This window comes from Micromonospora sp. NPDC051141 (assembly GCF_044455765.1).
Lineage (GTDB): Bacteria > Actinomycetota > Actinomycetes > Mycobacteriales > Micromonosporaceae > Micromonospora.
On the sequence record NZ_JBITFD010000012.1, the window covers coordinates 131498 to 147910 of the forward strand.

General features: G+C 74.1%; 16 protein-coding genes. 11 read left to right on the plus strand and 5 right to left on the minus strand.

Annotated elements, in window-relative coordinates; genetic code table 11:
- Positions 1-119 precede the first annotated feature (119 nt).
- On the minus strand, positions 120-1721 hold the full coding sequence (locus tag ACIA6B_RS22775) for an RNA polymerase sigma factor (RefSeq protein WP_396776089.1): 1602 nt from the start codon (positions 1719-1721) through the stop codon (positions 120-122).
- 284 nt (positions 1722-2005) lie between these two features.
- Between ACIA6B_RS22775 and ACIA6B_RS22780 the strand changes: the two genes are divergently transcribed.
- Positions 2006-2827, plus strand: a complete 822-nt coding sequence (locus tag ACIA6B_RS22780; RefSeq protein ID WP_396776091.1) for an inositol monophosphatase family protein — start codon at positions 2006-2008, stop codon at positions 2825-2827.
- 98 nt (positions 2828-2925) lie between these two features.
- Here the strand turns inward: ACIA6B_RS22780 and ACIA6B_RS22785 are convergent, their stop codons facing one another.
- Positions 2926-3441, minus strand: coding sequence for a LytR C-terminal domain-containing protein (locus tag ACIA6B_RS22785; RefSeq protein ID WP_396776243.1), 516 nt, complete (start codon positions 3439-3441; stop codon positions 2926-2928).
- A 438-nt stretch (positions 3442-3879) separates the two neighbouring features.
- On the opposite strand from ACIA6B_RS22785, the gene ACIA6B_RS22790 reads away from it, so the two are divergent.
- Positions 3880-4176 (plus strand): DUF4193 domain-containing protein, encoded by a 297-nt coding sequence (locus ACIA6B_RS22790; RefSeq protein WP_013284790.1) that lies wholly within the window; start codon positions 3880-3882, stop codon positions 4174-4176.
- Between the two features lie 269 nt (positions 4177-4445).
- Positions 4446-5174 carry a hypothetical protein gene (locus ACIA6B_RS22795; protein WP_396776244.1) on the plus strand — a complete coding sequence of 243 codons (729 nt, stop codon included), beginning with the start codon at positions 4446-4448 and terminating at the stop codon, positions 5172-5174.
- Between the two features lie 20 nt (positions 5175-5194).
- On the opposite strand, the gene ACIA6B_RS22800 is transcribed toward ACIA6B_RS22795, so the two are convergent.
- Positions 5195-5686 (minus strand): DUF3093 domain-containing protein, encoded by a 492-nt coding sequence (locus tag ACIA6B_RS22800; RefSeq protein ID WP_396776093.1) that lies wholly within the window; start codon positions 5684-5686, stop codon positions 5195-5197.
- Positions 5687-5769: 83 nt separating this feature from the next.
- On the opposite strand from ACIA6B_RS22800, the gene dut reads away from it, so the two are divergent.
- The 4 genes from dut to ACIA6B_RS22820 all read left to right on the plus strand — a co-directional run bounded on the left by dut (position 5770) and on the right by ACIA6B_RS22820 (position 8163).
- Positions 5770-6267: a dUTP diphosphatase gene (gene dut / locus ACIA6B_RS22805; protein WP_199199859.1), complete on the plus strand. Its 498-nt coding sequence runs from the start codon at positions 5770-5772 to the stop codon at positions 6265-6267.
- A 25-nt stretch (positions 6268-6292) separates the two neighbouring features.
- Positions 6293-6937, plus strand: coding sequence for a DUF3710 domain-containing protein (locus tag ACIA6B_RS22810; RefSeq protein ID WP_396776095.1), 645 nt, complete (start codon positions 6293-6295; stop codon positions 6935-6937).
- A gap of 165 nt (positions 6938-7102) precedes the next feature.
- On the plus strand, positions 7103-7483 hold the full coding sequence (locus ACIA6B_RS22815) for an OB-fold nucleic acid binding domain-containing protein (protein ID WP_396776097.1): 381 nt from the start codon (positions 7103-7105) through the stop codon (positions 7481-7483).
- Positions 7480-8163 (plus strand): DUF3159 domain-containing protein, encoded by a 684-nt coding sequence (locus ACIA6B_RS22820; RefSeq protein WP_396776099.1) that lies wholly within the window; start codon positions 7480-7482, stop codon positions 8161-8163. The genes ACIA6B_RS22815 and ACIA6B_RS22820 overlap by 4 nt, the downstream gene beginning before the upstream one ends.
- A 6-nt stretch (positions 8164-8169) precedes the next feature.
- Here the strand turns inward: ACIA6B_RS22820 and ACIA6B_RS22825 are convergent, their stop codons facing one another.
- Positions 8170-8859, minus strand: a complete 690-nt coding sequence (locus ACIA6B_RS22825; RefSeq protein WP_396776100.1) for a potassium channel family protein — start codon at positions 8857-8859, stop codon at positions 8170-8172.
- 3 nt (positions 8860-8862) lie between these two features.
- The gene (locus tag ACIA6B_RS22830; RefSeq protein WP_107159279.1) at positions 8863-9528 is read right to left on the minus strand and encodes a TrkA family potassium uptake protein; all 666 of its coding nucleotides are present in this window, start codon (positions 9526-9528) and stop codon (positions 8863-8865) included.
- A 157-nt stretch (positions 9529-9685) separates the two neighbouring features.
- Here ACIA6B_RS22830 and ACIA6B_RS22835 point away from each other — a divergent pair, with 157 nt between their 5' ends.
- From ACIA6B_RS22835 to dxs, 4 genes are all read left to right on the plus strand, one after another.
- Complete coding sequence (locus ACIA6B_RS22835; RefSeq protein WP_396776102.1) at positions 9686-11743, plus strand: APC family permease; 2058 nt, start codon at positions 9686-9688, stop codon at positions 11741-11743.
- Between the two features lie 114 nt (positions 11744-11857).
- Positions 11858-13096 carry a class I SAM-dependent RNA methyltransferase gene (locus tag ACIA6B_RS22840; protein WP_396776104.1) on the plus strand — a complete coding sequence of 413 codons (1239 nt, stop codon included), beginning with the start codon at positions 11858-11860 and terminating at the stop codon, positions 13094-13096.
- Between the two features lie 13 nt (positions 13097-13109).
- Complete coding sequence (locus ACIA6B_RS22845) at positions 13110-14270, plus strand: anhydro-N-acetylmuramic acid kinase (RefSeq protein WP_396776105.1); 1161 nt, start codon at positions 13110-13112, stop codon at positions 14268-14270.
- Positions 14271-14318: 48 nt separating this feature from the next.
- Positions 14319-16262, plus strand: a complete 1944-nt coding sequence (gene dxs, locus ACIA6B_RS22850) for a 1-deoxy-D-xylulose-5-phosphate synthase (RefSeq protein ID WP_396776107.1) — start codon at positions 14319-14321, stop codon at positions 16260-16262.
- Positions 16263-16413 lie beyond the last annotated feature (151 nt).

Consider the following 16413-nt stretch of genomic DNA (forward strand, 5'->3'; position numbering starts at 1 on the left):
AGACAGTGTGCCGTGCACCAAGGGTGCCACGTCAACGATCACAAACAGGCAACCGACCGATCAAGGATCGGTGTTCTACGGGTGGTGATCAAACCGACACGTCTGGTTGACGTGCGCGGTCAGTCCAGGTAGTCGCGGAGCACCTGGGAACGCGAGGGGTGCCGCAACTTGGACATGGTCTTGGACTCGATCTGCCGGATGCGCTCCCGGGTCACGCCGTACACCTGGCCGATCTCGTCCAGGGTGCGCGGCTGGCCGTCGGTGAGGCCGAAGCGCAGTCGCACCACGCCCGCCTCACGCTCGGACAACGTCTGGAGGACCTGCTGGAGCTGGTCCTGCAGCAGCGAGAACGACACCGCGTCGACCGCCACGACGGCCTCGGAGTCCTCGATGAAGTCGCCGAGCTGGCTGTCCCCCTCGTCACCGATGGTCTGGTCGAGCGAGATGGGCTCCCGAGCGTACTGCTGGATCTCCAGCACCTTCTCCGGTGTGATGTCCATCTCCTTCGCCAGCTCCTCCGGAGTGGGCTCGCGGCCCAGATCCTGGAGCAGCTCGCGCTGGATCCGGCCGAGCTTGTTGATCACCTCGACCATGTGCACCGGGATGCGGATGGTGCGGGCCTGGTCGGCCATCGCGCGGGTGATGGCCTGCCGGATCCACCAGGTGGCGTACGTGGAGAACTTGTAGCCCTTGGTGTAGTCGAACTTCTCGACGGCCCGGATGAGGCCGAGGTTGCCCTCCTGGATCAGGTCGAGGAAGGCCATCCCGCGCCCGGTGTAGCGCTTGGCCAGCGAGACCACGAGTCGGAGGTTCGCCTCCAGCAGGTGGTTCTTGGCCCGCTCGCCGTCCCGGGAGATCCACATCAGGTCGCGTTGCAGATCGCGGACCAGCTTCTCCTCGCCCTCGTCGGCGGCGCGCAGCCGCTCGGCGGCGTAGAGGCCGGCCTCGATCCGCTTGGCGAGCTCGACCTCCTGCTCGGCGTTGAGCAGCGGCACCTTGCCGATCTGCTTGAGGTAGGCCCGGACCGAGTCGGCGGAGGCGGTCAGCTCGGCGTCCCGACGCGCCTGCTTGAGCGCCTCGGACTCCTCGTCGTCCCACTCGAAGTCGTTGTCGGTGGCGGAGTTCGCGGCGTCGGTCTCGGCGGCCTGGGCCAGCTCGGCCGGCTCCTCGACCACCACGTCCTCGATCTCGGCGGCCAGCTCCTCCGGGTCGACCTCACCCTCGGCGCCCTCGCCGGCCTTCGCCGGCTTCGCCGCGGCCGTCTTGGCGGCCACGGTGGCCTTGGTGGCCCGGGTCGTCTTGGTGGCCTTGGCCGGGACGGCGGCCTTGCCGGCCACCTCGGCGGTGGTGCCGGCGGCCTTGCGGGCCGTCGCCTTCCGGGGCGCCGGCGCGGGGGACTCCTCGGCGGCCGGCGCCTGCTTGGGGGCGGGTGCGGCCGCCTTCTTGGTGGTCTTGGCGGTGGTGGCCCGGGAGGCCGGGGTGGCGGACCGGGCCGCGGCGACCCGGCGGCGGGTGCTCGCGGAACCGTCCACCACGACCGTCACGCCCGCCTCGGAGAGCGCGCGGAGGATCTTCTTGGCCTGGGCCGGGGTCACCTCGGCGGACTCGACGGTGCGCGCGAGCTGGGCCGACGTGAGCTGACCGCCGGCGCTCTGGGCGTGGGCGATCAGGGTGTCGGTGAGCGAGCGAACGTCGGCGCCGGTCTGGCGGGGTTCTGTCACGAATGACCTTCCGGAGGCGAAGAGCGAGCACGGCCGGGTCGTCCGGCGCAGCACGGAGCCGTGCCGGGCGAGTCGTTGAGGGACCCCCGTGTCCCGGTCCGTCCGGTCGTTGGCGGTCCGTGGCGCGTGGGCAGGGTGAATTGTAACGCCGTCTGCCGCGATCATCCTGCGCAGCACGGCGTACCGGCGGTCCGGGACCGCCGATTCGACGCAGATGTGGACTTTGTAAGGATGATACCCACGCACGGCCAGGCCGGTCCGGGCCGCGCGGGAAGGGGACGAACATGATCGCCTCGGCGCCCACGCCGCGGGAATTGCTCACCATCGCCGTCGAGGTGGCCCGGGACGCCGCCGCCACCGCCCACCGGATGCGCGCCGAGGGCGTCTCGGTGGCCGCGACCAAGAGCACCGCGACCGACGTGGTCACCGCCGCCGACCGGGCGGTGGAGCGGCAGGTGCTGGCCGCGCTGCGGGACCGGCGGCCCGGTGACGCGGTGCTGGGCGAGGAGTACGGCGTGGCCGGGGCCGGTCCGGACGCGGGGGACGGGGTGCGCTGGATCGTCGATCCGATCGACGGCACCGTCAACTACCTCTACGGGCTGCCCTACTGCGCGGTCTCGCTCGCCGCCGAGGTGGCCGGCGAGGTCGTCGCCGGCGTGGTGCGCAACGTGTTCACCGGCGAGGAGTGGACCGCGACCGCGGGCGGCGGCGCCTGGCGGGACGGCCGGCGGCTGCGCTGCTCCGCCGAGGCCGACCTCGGGCAGGCGCTGGTCGCCACCGGCTTCGGGTACGCCGCGGGCCGCCGCGCGCACCAGGCGCGGGTGGTCGCCGAACTGATCCCGCACGTGCGCGACATCCGCCGGATGGGTGCCGCCGCGCTCGACCTCTGCCTGGCCGCCGAGGGACGGGTGGACGCGTACTTCGAGAAGGGGCTGGCCGCCTGGGACCTCGCCGCGGGCGGGCTGGTCGCCCGGGAGGCCGGGCTGCTGGTGACCGGCCTGTCCGGCCGGCCGGCCGGACCGGACCTGGCGCTCGCCGCGCCGCCCGCGCTGCACGGCCCGCTGCACGCCCGGCTCGCCGACCTGGACGCCGCCGGCGGGCCGTGACGACAGGTCACCCACCCCACGGGTACGCGACGAGGGCGGCCTCCCGGACCGCGGAGACCGCCCTGCGTCGTCGTCGGGCCGGCGGACCGGCCCACGGGTCACTTCTCGACCGGCATCGGGCACGTCTCGGGCGGCGCCTCGGGAGCGCCCAGGTCACCCAGCGACTGGTTCACCTCGGTGGTGGTGGCCAACTGCTGGAACCCGTTGCCGAGGACCACGTCGACGGTGTCGTCCTTGCGGTCCGGCAGGAACACCCGCTCGGCGTTGTTGAGGAAGTAGGCCCGGAGCAGGTGGGCCGAGCCGACGCCCTTGGGGCCGAAGCGCAGCACCGCCACGCCGTCGACCTCCTTCGACTCGTTGCCGACCTTCTTGACCTGGAACTTGCGGTTGCGGAAGTCGTCCGCCACGCCGCCGGCCCGGCCGGACTCGTCGGTGGCGTTGTAGACGTTGATCTTCACGTCCTTCTGCTCGCGCAGTCGCAGGTCGACGAGCGGCCAGCCGGCGGGGCAGTCGGCGGCGGTGCCGGCCGTGCCCTGACTGTCCTTGACCACGGCGATGACCACGAAGACCAGGGCGATGACCGCCAGCAGTCCGACGACAACGAGTGCCCGCACTCGCGCAAAACTCATCCTGGGCGCTCCCCGGACAGTGATTGGGTGGCGGCGGCCGGCGCGGTCGGGCCGCGTCTGTCGACCGTCGGAGTACGCCGCTGAGGTTAACCCTTGTCCGGCTCCCGCGTGGAAACAGTCCGACATGCCGGCGCGCCACGGGGGGAACGGGTAGGACTACCCCTATCTTCGTGTCGCCTGAGTCACATTGGGAACAACTTCGGGCGCAGGGGCGTACATCTCTCCCGCGAGGGCGGTATACATGCCTCGCCCAAAGGGGGGGTAAGGTTCCGCGCTCGCCGGAGGGTTCCGCTCCGGCGAACCCGGCCCACCGGTCGTCGGGTCGGGTGCCCGACACAGTTGGTGGCCGGCCAGGGGAACCGAAACGGCGTCGTCCGGCGTTACAACCGGCAGCGACCATATCGATATTGGAGAGTGAAACCGATGGCCACCGACTACGACGCCCCGCGTCGCGACGAGGTCGACCTCGGCGAGGACAGCCTCGAGGAGCTCAAGGCCCGGCGGGTCGACTCACAGTCGGGCGCTGTGGACGTCGACGAGGCCGAAGTGGCCGAGAGCTTCGAGCTGCCCGGCGCCGACCTGGCCGACGAGGAGCTCACGGTCAAGGTGCTCCCGATGCAGCAGGACGAGTTCCGGTGCGCGCGCTGCTTCCTGGTCCACCACCGCAGCCAGCTCGCGGTCGAGCGCAACGGCGACCTGATCTGCCGAGAGTGCGTCTGATCCCGAGCCGGGACACCGGCGGCGGCCTCCTCGTCGGGGCCGCCGCTGTTCGAGCCGCCGTGCGCCGGTGGCCGGAAGCTGCTTGACTCGTACGGGCGGCTGCCGGCCGCGCGGAGCAGGAGGGCGGACGGGTGAGCGAGCGCAGCGATCGGGATGACCGGACGCGAGTCCCGGAGACGGGACCGACACCGTCCGTCCCGGACCCAACCACTGCTCCGCCGCGTGCGGAGCAGACCGTCGACTCGGCCGCGACGCCGACCGGCGAGGAGCTGGGCGCCACGGTCGCGGCCCTGACCGCCGACGACATCGCCCCGGCCCGCCGCCGGCAACTGCTGGTGCGGCTGGTCGGCCAGGCCCGGGCGCGCGGTCTCACCGACCTGTTCAAGCCCAAGGCCGCGCTGCGCTGGATGACCGAGACCGTCGCCGAGGTCGCGCCGCACGTGCCGATCCGGGATCTCGCCACGCTGCGGCGGCACTTCCCCGGCCTGGACGACGACGCGCTCGCCGACCGGCTGGTCCGCAACGCGTCCCGGGCCACCGCCGGGGTCGGCGCGGCCGGTGGCGGGGTCGCCGCGGTCGAGTGGGCGGTCACGCCCACCCTGCTCTCCGCCCCGGTCCTGCTGGCCGCCGAGACGGTCGCCGTGGTGGCGATCGAGTTGAAGCTCATCGGGGAACTGCACGAAGTCCACCGGATGCCGCTGCCCACCGGCGGCACCGCGCGTGCCGTGGCGCTGGTGCAGTCCTGGGCCGGCCAGCGGGGGATCAACCCGATGATGCCCGGCGTCGGGGTGAGCGCCGTGCTGGGCACCGCCGCCCGCCGCGAGCTGCGGGACAGCATGCTGCGTCGCTTCGGCCGCAACCTCACCACGCTCGGGCCGTTCCTGACCGGCGCCGCGGTGGCCGGGTACCTCAACCGGCGGGCCACCCGCACGCTCGGCGAGCAGCTCCGCAAGGACCTCCGGCACACGTCCCGCGGCCTGCCCCACAAGCGGGACTGACGGCCGGGGCCGGGGAGGCGTCAGGCGGTGTCGCGGGCGGCCAGCAGCGCGGTCGCCAGCTCCACCGGGTGCCGGGTGCTGACCACCCAGAACGGGGTGGGGTCCGCCGGGTCGTCCAGCACCACCTGCACGGCGCCGCCGATCCAGGGGCGCTGCACCACGAACGCGAGCGGATCGGCGCCGACGCCGAGCACCTCGCGCCGGCCGGCCGCGTCCAGCGGCACCGCGTCCGCCACGTGGCGCACCGGGAGGTGGGCGTCGTCGACCCGCAGCTCGCCGTCGCGTACCTCGACCCGGATCCGGCCCAGCCACCACAGGGCGGCCACCGTGCCGGGGATCAGCAGCACGAACGGCAGCCAGGCCCGGAAGCCGGTCGCGCCCAGCCACAGCTCGGCGGCGAGCAGCCCGGCCACGGCCAGCCCGGCGGGCCAGGCCCACCAGGGCAGCCCCAGGCGCTCCGCGTACGGCGCGGGGGTGGCCGTCGGGGCGGCCGGGGATGACGACTGACGCACACTGCGAGGGTACGGCGCGTGGCGGGCCGGCCAACCGGCAGGATGGCAGGGGCACCCCGAGGACCGGACGGAAGAGGATGGCCGTGACAGATGTCGTACCCGTGCCCGTACGGCGGCTCGACCCGGAGCTGCCGCTGCCGGCGTACGCCCATCCCGGCGACGCCGGCGCGGACCTGGTGGCCGCCGCGGACGTGGAGCTGCCGCCCGGCGGGCGCGCGTTGGTGCCCACCGGCGTGGCGGTGGCGCTGCCGGAGGGGTACGTCGGGCTGGTCCACCCCCGGTCGGGGCTGGCCGCCAGGCTCGGCGTGACGGTGCTCAACGCGCCCGGTACGGTCGACGCCGGCTACCGGGGTGAGATCCTGGTCAACCTGATCAACCATGATCGGGACACGCCGGCGCGGATCAGCCGGGGCGACCGGATCGCGCAGCTGGTGGTCCAGCGGGTCGCCCGTGCCGAGTTCCGGCCGGTGGCCGAGCTGCCCGGGTCCCGGCGCGGGACCGGCGGGCACGGGTCCACCGGCGGGCACGCCGGGCTGGTTCCGGCTCCGGGCGGCGGGCAGAGCGAAGAGGTGGCAGGGTGAGTGCGAACAGCGGAGGGTGGGCGCAGTGATCTTCTCCCGGAAGCGGGCCGGCGAGGCGCGGCACGCGCGTGACAACGGGGTCCTCGACGCCGGGGAGACCCCGGCGGCGCCGGCTCGTGGCCCCTACGACGTCAGCGAGGCGCCCGACGCGCCCCGGCTCGACCTGGGCAGCCTCCAGATCCCGGCGGTGCCGGACGTGGAGGTGCGGGTGCAGGCCGACCCGCAGGGCGTGATCCAGCAGGTGGTGCTGGTGCACGGGCAGAACGCGTTGCAGCTCGGCGTGTTCGCCGCGCCCCGTTCGGAGGGCATCTGGGACGAGGTGCGCGAGGAGATCCGCACCTCGCTGCTGAACGACGGCGCCGCCGCCCAGGAGGTCGAGGGGGAGCGCGGCACCGAGCTGCGGGCCCAGGTCCGCACCCCGGACGGCGTGACCGACCTGCGGTTCATCGGCATCGACGGGCCGCGCTGGATGGTGCGGGGCGTCTTCCAGGGCCAGGCGGCCGTCGACCCGGCCGCCGGTGGCCCGCTCGCGGCCTGCCTGGACGGCCTGGTGGTGGACCGCGGCCAGGAGGCCAAGCCGGTCCGCGAGCCGCTGCCGCTGCGGCTGCCGCGCGAGGTGGCCGAGCAGCAGGCCGCCGAGCAGCAGGCGGCCGGTCCGCAGGAGGTCTGAGGCACGCGCCGGGCCCGGTCCCGTCGGCTCCGAGCCGGCGGGACCGGGCCCGCGGCGTGTCCGCCCGGCGTGCCGCCGGTCCCGCCCGCCGGCCGGACCGGCGTACGCTGGCGGGACGGTTCCGCCATCCGCGGGACCCCGGTGCGGAGAGGTGACGCGGAGGTCATGACGACCGACCAGGGCCGGGTGTCGCTGCGGCGGCTGCTGCAACGGCTCACCGCGAGCGAGGCCGAGATCGAGGCGCAGGAGCTGCGCCGGGAGAGCGCCGAATCCGGCGGCACCCCCACCCACCAGTGCAACCGTGGCCAGGTGGTCTCGGTGGCCGGGCGGCTGCGCACCGTGGTCTACACGCCGCGCACCAACCTGCCCACGCTGGAGGCCGACCTCTACGACGGCAACGACGTGGTCACCCTGGTCTGGCTGGGCCGGCGGCACATCGCCGGGATCGAGCCGGGCCGGCACCTCACCGCCCACGGCCGGGTGGCCGTGCGGGACGACCGCAAGGTGATCTACAACCCGTACTACGAGCTGGAGCCGCCGAAGTGACGACCGGACAGCAGCACACCCCGTCGGGCCTCGACCCGCAGGACGAGGAGCGGCTGCCCAGCATCGCCGAGCAGATGGCCGACCAGCTCGGCGGCTGGCGCGGCCTGGTCGAGTCGAGCATCCCGGTGGTGGTCTTCGTGATCGCCAACGTGGTGGGCGAGCTGCGCCCCGCGGTGATCGCCTCGGTGGCGGTGGCGCTGCTGATCGCCGTGCTTCGGCTGGTCCAGCGCCGGCCGGTGCGACACGCGGTCAACGGGCTGTTCGGCGTCGGCATCGGCGCGGCCATCGCCTGGCGGACCGGCAACGAGCGGGACTTCTACCTGCCCGGCATCCTCTACGGCATCGGCTACGGCCTGGCGCTGCTGCTCTCCGCCGCGATCCGGCAGCCGCTGGTCGGCTGGATCTGGTCGGTGCTGGTCGCCAAGGGCCGCTCCGAGTGGCGCGACGACCCCAAGCTGGTGCGCACGTTCACCCAGCTCACCGTGCTCTGGGGCGTGGTCTGGTTGGCCAAGGTCGGCGTGCAGGCCGGGCTCTACCTGGCTCACCAGGACACCGCGCTCGGCGTGGCCCGGCTCGCCCTGGGCTACCCGCCGTACGCGCTGCTGCTGCTGATCACCGTCTGGGTGGTGCGCCGGGTCACCCGGGAGGGCGCCGGCGCCACCCCGCTGCCCGGCGCCTGAGCCCGCTCAGGAACGCTCGCGCAACCGATCGGTGCTCTCCGGCCCGAGGATCACGGCGCGCACCTCGTCCTCCACCTCGGCGGTGCACACGAACACCAACTCGTCGCCGGCCTCGATCGGGTCGTCCGGGGTGGGCACCAGGACCCGCTTGCCGCGCAGGATCGCCACCAGCGCCGCGTCCCGGGGGATCGGCACCGCGTGGATCGGCTGCCCCACGTAGGGCGCGGTCGGCGGCAGGGTGATCTCCACCAGGTTCGCCTCGCCCTGCCGGAACGTCATCAGCCGGACCAGGTCGCCGACGGTCACCGCCTCCTCGACCAGCGCGGCCATCACCCGCGGCTTGCTGACCGCGACGTCCACGCCCCACTGCTCGGTGAACAGCCACTCGTTCTCCGCCCGGTTGACCCGGGCCACCACCCGGGGCACCGCGAACTCGGTCTTGGCCAGCAGCGAGACCACCAGGTTGACCTTGTCGTCGCCGGTGGCCGCGACCACCACGTCGCAGCCGGCCACGTTGGCCTCCTCCAGGCTGGCCAGCTCGCACGCGTCGGCCAGCACCCAGTCGGCGGTGGGCACCCGGTCGGGCCGCAGCATCTTCGGCTGCCGCTCGATCAGCATCACCTGATGGCCGTTGTCGATCAGCTCCTGGGCGATCGAGCGGCCCACGTTGCCGGCGCCGGCGATGGCGATCCGCATGACTCAGTGCCCCCCTTCCGGCGGCGCCGCCGCCACCGAGGTGACCGAGGCGACGATGTCGTCGGTCACCAGCATGAAGACCTGGTCGCCCTCCTGCACCACGGTGGAGGCGGTGGGCAGCGTGCCGATCCCGAAGCGGGTCAGGTAGGCGACCCGGGCGCCGGCGGACTCCTCGAGCTGCCGCAACGGCCGGCCGATCCAGTCCTTGTGCACCGGCACCTCGACGATCGACACGGTGCTGGTCAGGTCGCGGAAGATCTCCACGTTCCCCTCGGGGACCAGGTGGCGCAGCATCCGGTCGGCGGTCCACCGGACGGTCGCCACGGTCGGGATGCCGAGGCGCTCGTAGACCTGGGCGCGGCGCTGGTCGTAGATCCGGGCCGCCACCCGGGAGACGCCGAACGTCTCGCGGGCCAGCCGGGCCGAGATGATGTTCGAGTTGTCGCCGCTGGAGACCGCGGCGAACGCGTCGGCCCGCTCGATGCCGGCCTCGCGCAGCACCTCGCCGTCGAAGCCGGCGCCGGTGACCGTGATGCCGGCGAAGTCGGGCCCGAGTCGGCGGAACGCGTCCGCGTCCTGGTCGATCACCGCCACCGAGTGCCCCCGGGACTCCAGGCTGTGCGCCAGGGTCGACCCGACCCGGCCGCAGCCCATGATCACGACATGCACGGTGTCCGCTCCTCCCACGGTGCCGCCCGCCGACCCGTCGTCTGCGAGCCTGCCACGTCCCCGCGCCCGGCGGGGCACCGACGGTACCGCGCGGGTGCGCGCGGTGGTGATCAGCCACCCCACCGTCCCGCGCCGAGGGGCCGTACGCTTGTCGGTTGTGGCCAGCCCCACCTCGCTGCTGAAGCGACTCCTCCTCGGTCGACCGTTCCGGTCCGACCGCCTCCAGCACACCCTGCTGCCGAAGCGCATCGCGCTGCCGGTCTTCGCGTCCGACGCGCTCTCGTCCGTGGCGTACGCGCCGGACGAGATCCTCCTGACGCTCTCCATCGCGGGCGCCTCCGCGTACTTCTTCTCGCCGTGGGTCGCGCTCGCCGTGGTCGTGGTGATGCTCACCGTGGTGGCGAGCTACCGGCAGAACGTGCACGCCTACCCGTCCGGGGGCGGCGACTACGAGGTCGCCACCGTCAACCTCGGTCCGCGGGCCGGCCTCGCGGTGGCCAGCGCGCTGCTCGTCGACTACGTGCTGACGGTCGCCGTGTCGGTCTCCTCCGGGGTGGCGAACCTCGGCTCGGTGGTGCCGTTCGTGGCCACCCACAAGGTGCTCATCGCGGTCAGCGCGGTGGTGCTGCTGACCGCGATCAACCTGCGCGGCCTGCGCGAGTCGGGCACCGCGTTCGCCATCCCCACCTACGGCTTCGTCATCGTCATCGGCGGCATGCTGCTGACCGGCGCGGTGCGGATCTTCGTGCTCGGCGACGACCTGCGCGCGCCGAGCGCCGGCCTGGAGATCCACGCCGAGCACAGCGTCACCGGGTTCGCGCTGATCTTCCTGCTGCTGCGCACGTTCTCCTCCGGCTGCGCGGCGCTCACCGGCGTGGAGGCGATCTCCAACGGCGTACCGGCGTTCAAGTCGCCGAAGTCGAAGAACGCGGCCACCACGCTGCTGCTGCTCGGCGGCATCGCGGTCACCATGCTGGTCGGCATCATTCTGCTGGCCCGTCGGACCGGCCTGCAGTTCGTCGAGAGCCCGAGCCAGATCGTCTCCGGTCCGGACGGGTACGTGCAGAAGACGGTCACCGTGCAGCTCGGCGAGACCGTGTTCGGCGGCGGCTCGGTGCTGCTCTACGTGGTGGCCGGGATGACCGCGCTGATCCTGTTCCTGGCCGCGAACACCGCGTTCAACGGCTTCCCGGTGCTCGGCTCGATCCTCGCGCAGGACCGCTACCTGCCCCGGCAGCTGCACACCCGGGGCGACCGGCTGGCGTTCTCCAACGGCATCGTCTTCCTCGCCGTCTCCGCGGTGGTGCTGATCGTCGGCTTCCAGGCCGAGGTGACCCGGCTCATCCAGCTCTACATCGTCGGCGTGTTCGTCTCGTTCACGCTCTCCCAGGCCGGCATGATCCGGCACTGGAACCGGCACCTGCGCACCGAGCGCGACCCGGAGGCCCGCCGGCGCATGATCCGCTCCCGGGCCATCAACGCGTTCGGCATGGCCATGACCGGCGTGGTGCTGGTCATCGTGCTGGTCACCAAGTTCCTGCTCGGCGCCTGGATCGCGATCGTCGCGATGGCCGTGATGTACGTGGTCATGCTGGGCATCCGCCGGCACTACGACCGGGTCGCCGCCGAGTTGGAGCCGACCGAGCAGCGGGCCGTGCTGCCCGCCCGCAACCACGCCATCGTGCTGGTCAGCAAGCTGCACCAGCCCACGCTGCGGGCCGTCGCGTACGCCCGGGCGACCCGGCCGGACACGCTCACCGCGGTGACCGTCAACGTGGACGAGAAGGACACCCGGGACCTCCAGGCCGACTGGGAACGGCGGGAGCTGCCGGTGCCGCTCACCGTGATCGACTCCCCGTACCGGGAGATCACCCGGCCGATCCTCAACTTCGTCGCCTCGGTCCGCCGGGAGTCGCCGCGCGACGTGGTCACCGTCTTCATCCCGGAGTACGTGGTGGGCCGCTGGTGGGAGAACCTGCTGCACAACCAGAGCGCGCTGCGGCTCAAGGGCCGGCTGCTGTTCGAACCGGGCGTGATGGTGACCAGCGTGCCCTGGCAGCTCGCGTCCACCGCCAGCAAGAACCTGGACCGCCTGGACGCCACGCTCAGCCGCGGGCCGGCGCGCGGTCCCCGGGTCGCGCCGCGCAGCACCCTGCCGCCGCCGGTGCCGCCGGTCGACGCCACGCCCGCCGGTGAGCCGGGGGAGCGCTCGTGAGCGCGAGGAGTGAGCCGGTCCGGCGAGCCCCGCAGTCGCGAACAAGGGGGATGCCGTGAGCGCGAGGAGTGAGCCGGTCCTGCGAGCCCCGCAGTCGCGAACAAGGGGGATGCCGTGAGCGCGCCGGAACGTCCCGGGCTGGTGGAGGCCGAGCGGGTCGAGCTGACCGTCGACGCGGTGGCCCCCGGCGGGCACTGCGTGGCCCGGGTCGGCGGCCAGGTGGTCTTCGTCCGGCACGCGCTGCCCGGCGAGCAGGTGGTGGCCGAGGTGACCGAGCTGCACCGGGGCTTCGCCCGCGCCGACGCGGTGCAGATCCTCGACGCCTCGCCGGACCGGGTCACCCCGCCCTGCCCATACGCCCGGCCGGGCGGGTGCGGCGGCTGTGACCTCCAGCACGTCGCCCCGGCCGCCCAGCTCGACTGGAAGCTCGCCGTGGTGCGCGAGCAGCTCACCCGGCTGGGCCGGCTCACCGACGCGCAGGTGGACGCGCTCGGCGTCCGGGTCGAGGCGCTGCCCGGCGGGCCGCTGGGCTGGCGCTCCCGGGTCCGCTACGCGGTCGACGCCGCCGACCGGGCCGGGCTGCTCAAGCACCGCTCGCACGAGGTGGTGCCGATCGACCGCTGCCTGATCGCCCATCCGGCGATCCGGGAGCTGCCGGTGCTGCCGCCCACCGGGGCGCGCTGGCCGGACGCCGACGCGGTGGAGGCGGTCGCCAGCACCGGCGGGGACGTCGCCGTGCTCGCGTACGCCGACGGGGTCGCCACCGCGGTGCGCGGGCCGGAGCGGGTCCGGGAGACGGCGGCCGGGCGGTCGTTCACGCTGCCCGCCGCCGGCTTCTGGCAGGTGCACCCGGCCGCGGCGGACGCCCTGGTCGGCGCCGTGCTGGACCTGCTCGACCCGCGCCCCGGCGAAACCGCCTGGGACCTGTACGGCGGGGCCGGGCTGTTCGCCGCCGCGCTCGCCGGCCGGGTCGACGGGGCCCGGGTGACGGTGGTCGAGTCCGCCCCGGACGGGGTGGCCGCGGCCCGGACGAACCTGGCCGACCTGGCCGCCGTGGAGGTGGTCGCGGCCCGGGTGGAGACCGCGCTGGCCCGCCGCCGGATCACCGGCCCGGTCGACCTGGTGGTGCTCGACCCGCCGCGCTCCGGCGCGGGCGCGGCGGTGGTCCACGGCGTGGTGGCCGCCGACCCGCGGGCGGTGGCGTACGTGGCCTGCGACCCGGCCGCCTTCGCCCGGGACGTGCGCACGTTCGCCGAGGCGGGCTGGCGGCTGGCCGCGCTACGCGGGTTCGACCTGTTCCCGATGACCCAGCACGTCGAGCTGGTCGGCCTGTTCCTGCCCCCGGCACAGTGACTAGCCTGGCCCGATGAAGATCGTCGGGTTGATGTCGGGGACGTCGTACGACGGGGTGGACGTGGCCGCCGGCGAGTTCACCCTCGACGGGGACACGCTGCGGCTACGGCCGCTCGGGCACCGGGAGCTGGCGTACCCGGACGACCTGCGGGCGCGGATCGAGGCGCTGCTGCCGCCGGCGGCCACCACGATCGAGGCGGTCTGCCGGCTCGACAACCGGCTCGGCGACGTGTTCGCCGAGGCGGCTGCCGTCGGCGTCGAGCTGGCCGGCGGCGCCGTCGACGCGGTCGTCTCGCACGGGCAGACCGTCTTCCACTGGGTCGAGGCCGGCCGGGCGCGCGGCACGCTCCAGCTCGGCGCGCCGGCCCGGGTCGCCGCGCGGGTCGGCGTACCGGTGCTGCACGACCTGCGCTCGGCGGACGTGGCGGCCGGCGGGCAGGGCGCGCCGCTGGTTCCGGCGTTCGACGCGTTGCTGCTCGACGCCGCCGCCGGCCCCCGGGCGGCGTTGAACCTCGGGGGGATCGCGAACCTCACCGTGGTCGCGCCCGGTGCGCCGGTCCTCGGGTACGACGTGGGCCCGGCCAACGCGCTGCTGGACGCCGCCGCCCGGCGTTTCCTGGACCGCCCCTGCGACGTGGACGGGGCGCGCGCCGCCGCCGGCCGGGTGCACGGCGCGCTGCTGGATCGGCTGCTCGCCGAGCCGTACTACGCCGCGCCGCCGCCCAAGTCGACGGGGAAGGAGCTGTTCCACGGCGGCTACCTCGACGCCGCGCTGGCCGCGCTCGACGAGCCGGTGGCCGCCGACGACGTGCTGGCCACGCTCACCGAGCTGACCGCCCGCACGGTCGCCGACGCGTGCGACAGCCACCGCGTCACCGAGGTGGTGGCCGCCGGTGGGGGAGTGCGTAACCCCACACTCCGGGCCCGGCTGGCCGCGCTCGGCGCCGGCCGCTGGCGGCTGCGGACCACCGACGAGCTGGGCGTCCCGGCGCAGGCCAAGGAGGCGTACGCGTTCGCGCTGCTGGGCTGGCTGAGCTGGCACGGGCTGCCCGGCGCGGTGCCGTCGGTGACCGGCGCGTCCCGGGCCGCGGTGCTCGGCTCCTGGACCCCGGCCGGCCCGCCGTTCGGGGCGCCGACCCCGACGCCACCCCGTCGGCTGACGGTGGCGTCCTGAGCCACGGCTCGGCTGCGGACTGTGCCACGACCGATAGACTCTCCGGTCATGAGTGTTGAAGAGGGCACGGCCAACCACGGTCGGCTGCTGGACGCCGTCCGTGGCCCGCAGGACGTGAAGCGGATGACCGCCGAGCAGCTGGACATCCTCGGCGCCGAGATCCGTGACTTTCTGATCGCCAAGGTCTCCCGCACCGGCGGGCACATCGGCCCCAACCTCGGCGTCGTCGAGCTGACGCTGGCCATGCACCGGGTGTTCGACTCCCCGCGCGACCGGCTCCTGTTCGACACCGGCCACCAGGCCTACGTGCACAAGATCCTCACCGGCCGGCAGGAGGGCTTCGACAAGCTCCGCCAGCGCGGTGGCCTCTCCGGCTACCCCAGCCAGGCGGAGAGCGAGCACGACCTGATCGAGAACTCGCACGCCTCCACCGCCCTGTCGTACGCCGACGGCCTGGCCAAGGCGTACGCGCTGCGCGGCGAGAAGCGCTCCGTGGTGGCCGTGGTCGGCGACGGCGCGCTCACCGGCGGCATGTGCTGGGAGGCGCTCAACAACATCGCCACCGCCGGCAACCCGCTGATCATCGTGGTCAACGACAACGGCCGGTCCTACTCGCCGACCATCGGCGGCCTCGCCGACCACCTGTCGTCGCTGCGGCTCAACCCCGGCTACGAGAAGGTGCTCGACACCGTCAAGGACGCGCTGGGCAACACGCCGTTCGTCGGTAAGCCGATGTACGAGGTGCTGCACGCGGTCAAGAAGGGCATCAAGGACGCGGTCGCCCCGCAGGCCATGTTCGAGGACCTCGGCATCAAGTACGTCGGCCCGGTCGATGGCCACGACGTGCCGGCGGTCGAGGCGGCGCTGCGCGCGGCGAAGAACTTCGGCGGCCCGGTGATCGTGCACGCGGCCACCCGCAAGGGCTACGGCTACCGTCCCGCCGAGGACGACGAGGCCGACTGCCTGCACGGCCCCGGCGCGTTCGACGCGGAGACCGGTCAACTGGTCGCCGCGCCGTCGGTGAAGTGGACCCACGTCTTCGCCAACGAGTTGGTGAGCATCGCCGACGAGCGCCCCGACGTGGTCGGCATCACCGCCGCCATGGCGGAGCCCACCGGCATCGCCACGCTGGCCCGCAAGTACCCGGAGCGGGTCTACGACGTCGGCATCGCCGAGCAGCACGCCGCCACGTCCGCCGCCGGCCTGGCCATGGGCGGCCTGCACCCGGTGGTCGCGGTCTACGCCACGTTCCTCAACCGGGCGTTCGACCAGGTCCTGCTGGACGTGGCGATGCACAAGCTGCCGGTCACGTTCGTGCTGGACCGGGCCGGCATCACCGGCCCGGACGGGCCCAGCCACTACGGCATCTGGGACATGTCGGTCTTCGGCGTGGTGCCCGGCCTGCGGATCGCCGCGCCCCGTGACTCGGCCACGCTGCGCGAGGAGCTGCGCGAGGCGATCGCCGTCGACGACGGCCCGACCATCCTGCGCTTCCCGACCGGCACCGTCGCCGCCGACCTGCCGGCCGTGCGCCGGGTCGGCCCGGTCGACGTGCTGACCGAGTCGGCGCGTACCGACGTGCTGCTGGTCGCGGTCGGCTCGTTCGCCGGCCTCGGCATGGAGGTCGCGTCCCGGGTCGCCGAGCAGGGCTACGGCGTGACCGTGGTCGACCCGCGCTGGGTCCGGCCGGTCCCGGCCGAGCTGGTCGAGCTGGCCGCCGGACACCGGCTCGTGGTCACCGTCGAGGACGGCGTCCGGGTCGGCGGCGTCGGCTCCGCGCTGGCCCAGGCGATGCGCGACGCCGACGTCCGCGTGCCGGTCCGCGACCTCGGCGTACCGGCCGACTGGCACCCGCACGGCACCCGCGCGCAGATCCTCGCCGACCTGGGGCTGACCGCGCAGGACGTGGCGCGCGACGTCACCGGCTGGATCTCCGGCCTGGACGCCGCCCCGGTCGACCCGGCCACCGACGGGGCCGCCGCGCAGAACTGATCCGGTCACGGTGTCCGGGCGGTCCCGCTGTCGCGGGGCCGCCCGGCCGCCGTTCCGGGGGTCCCCCACCGCGGGCCGGGCCCGCCCCCCCCCGCCCCCCCCCCCCCGCCGGCGGCCCCCCCCCCCCCCCCCCCCGGGGCCGGGGGGGGGG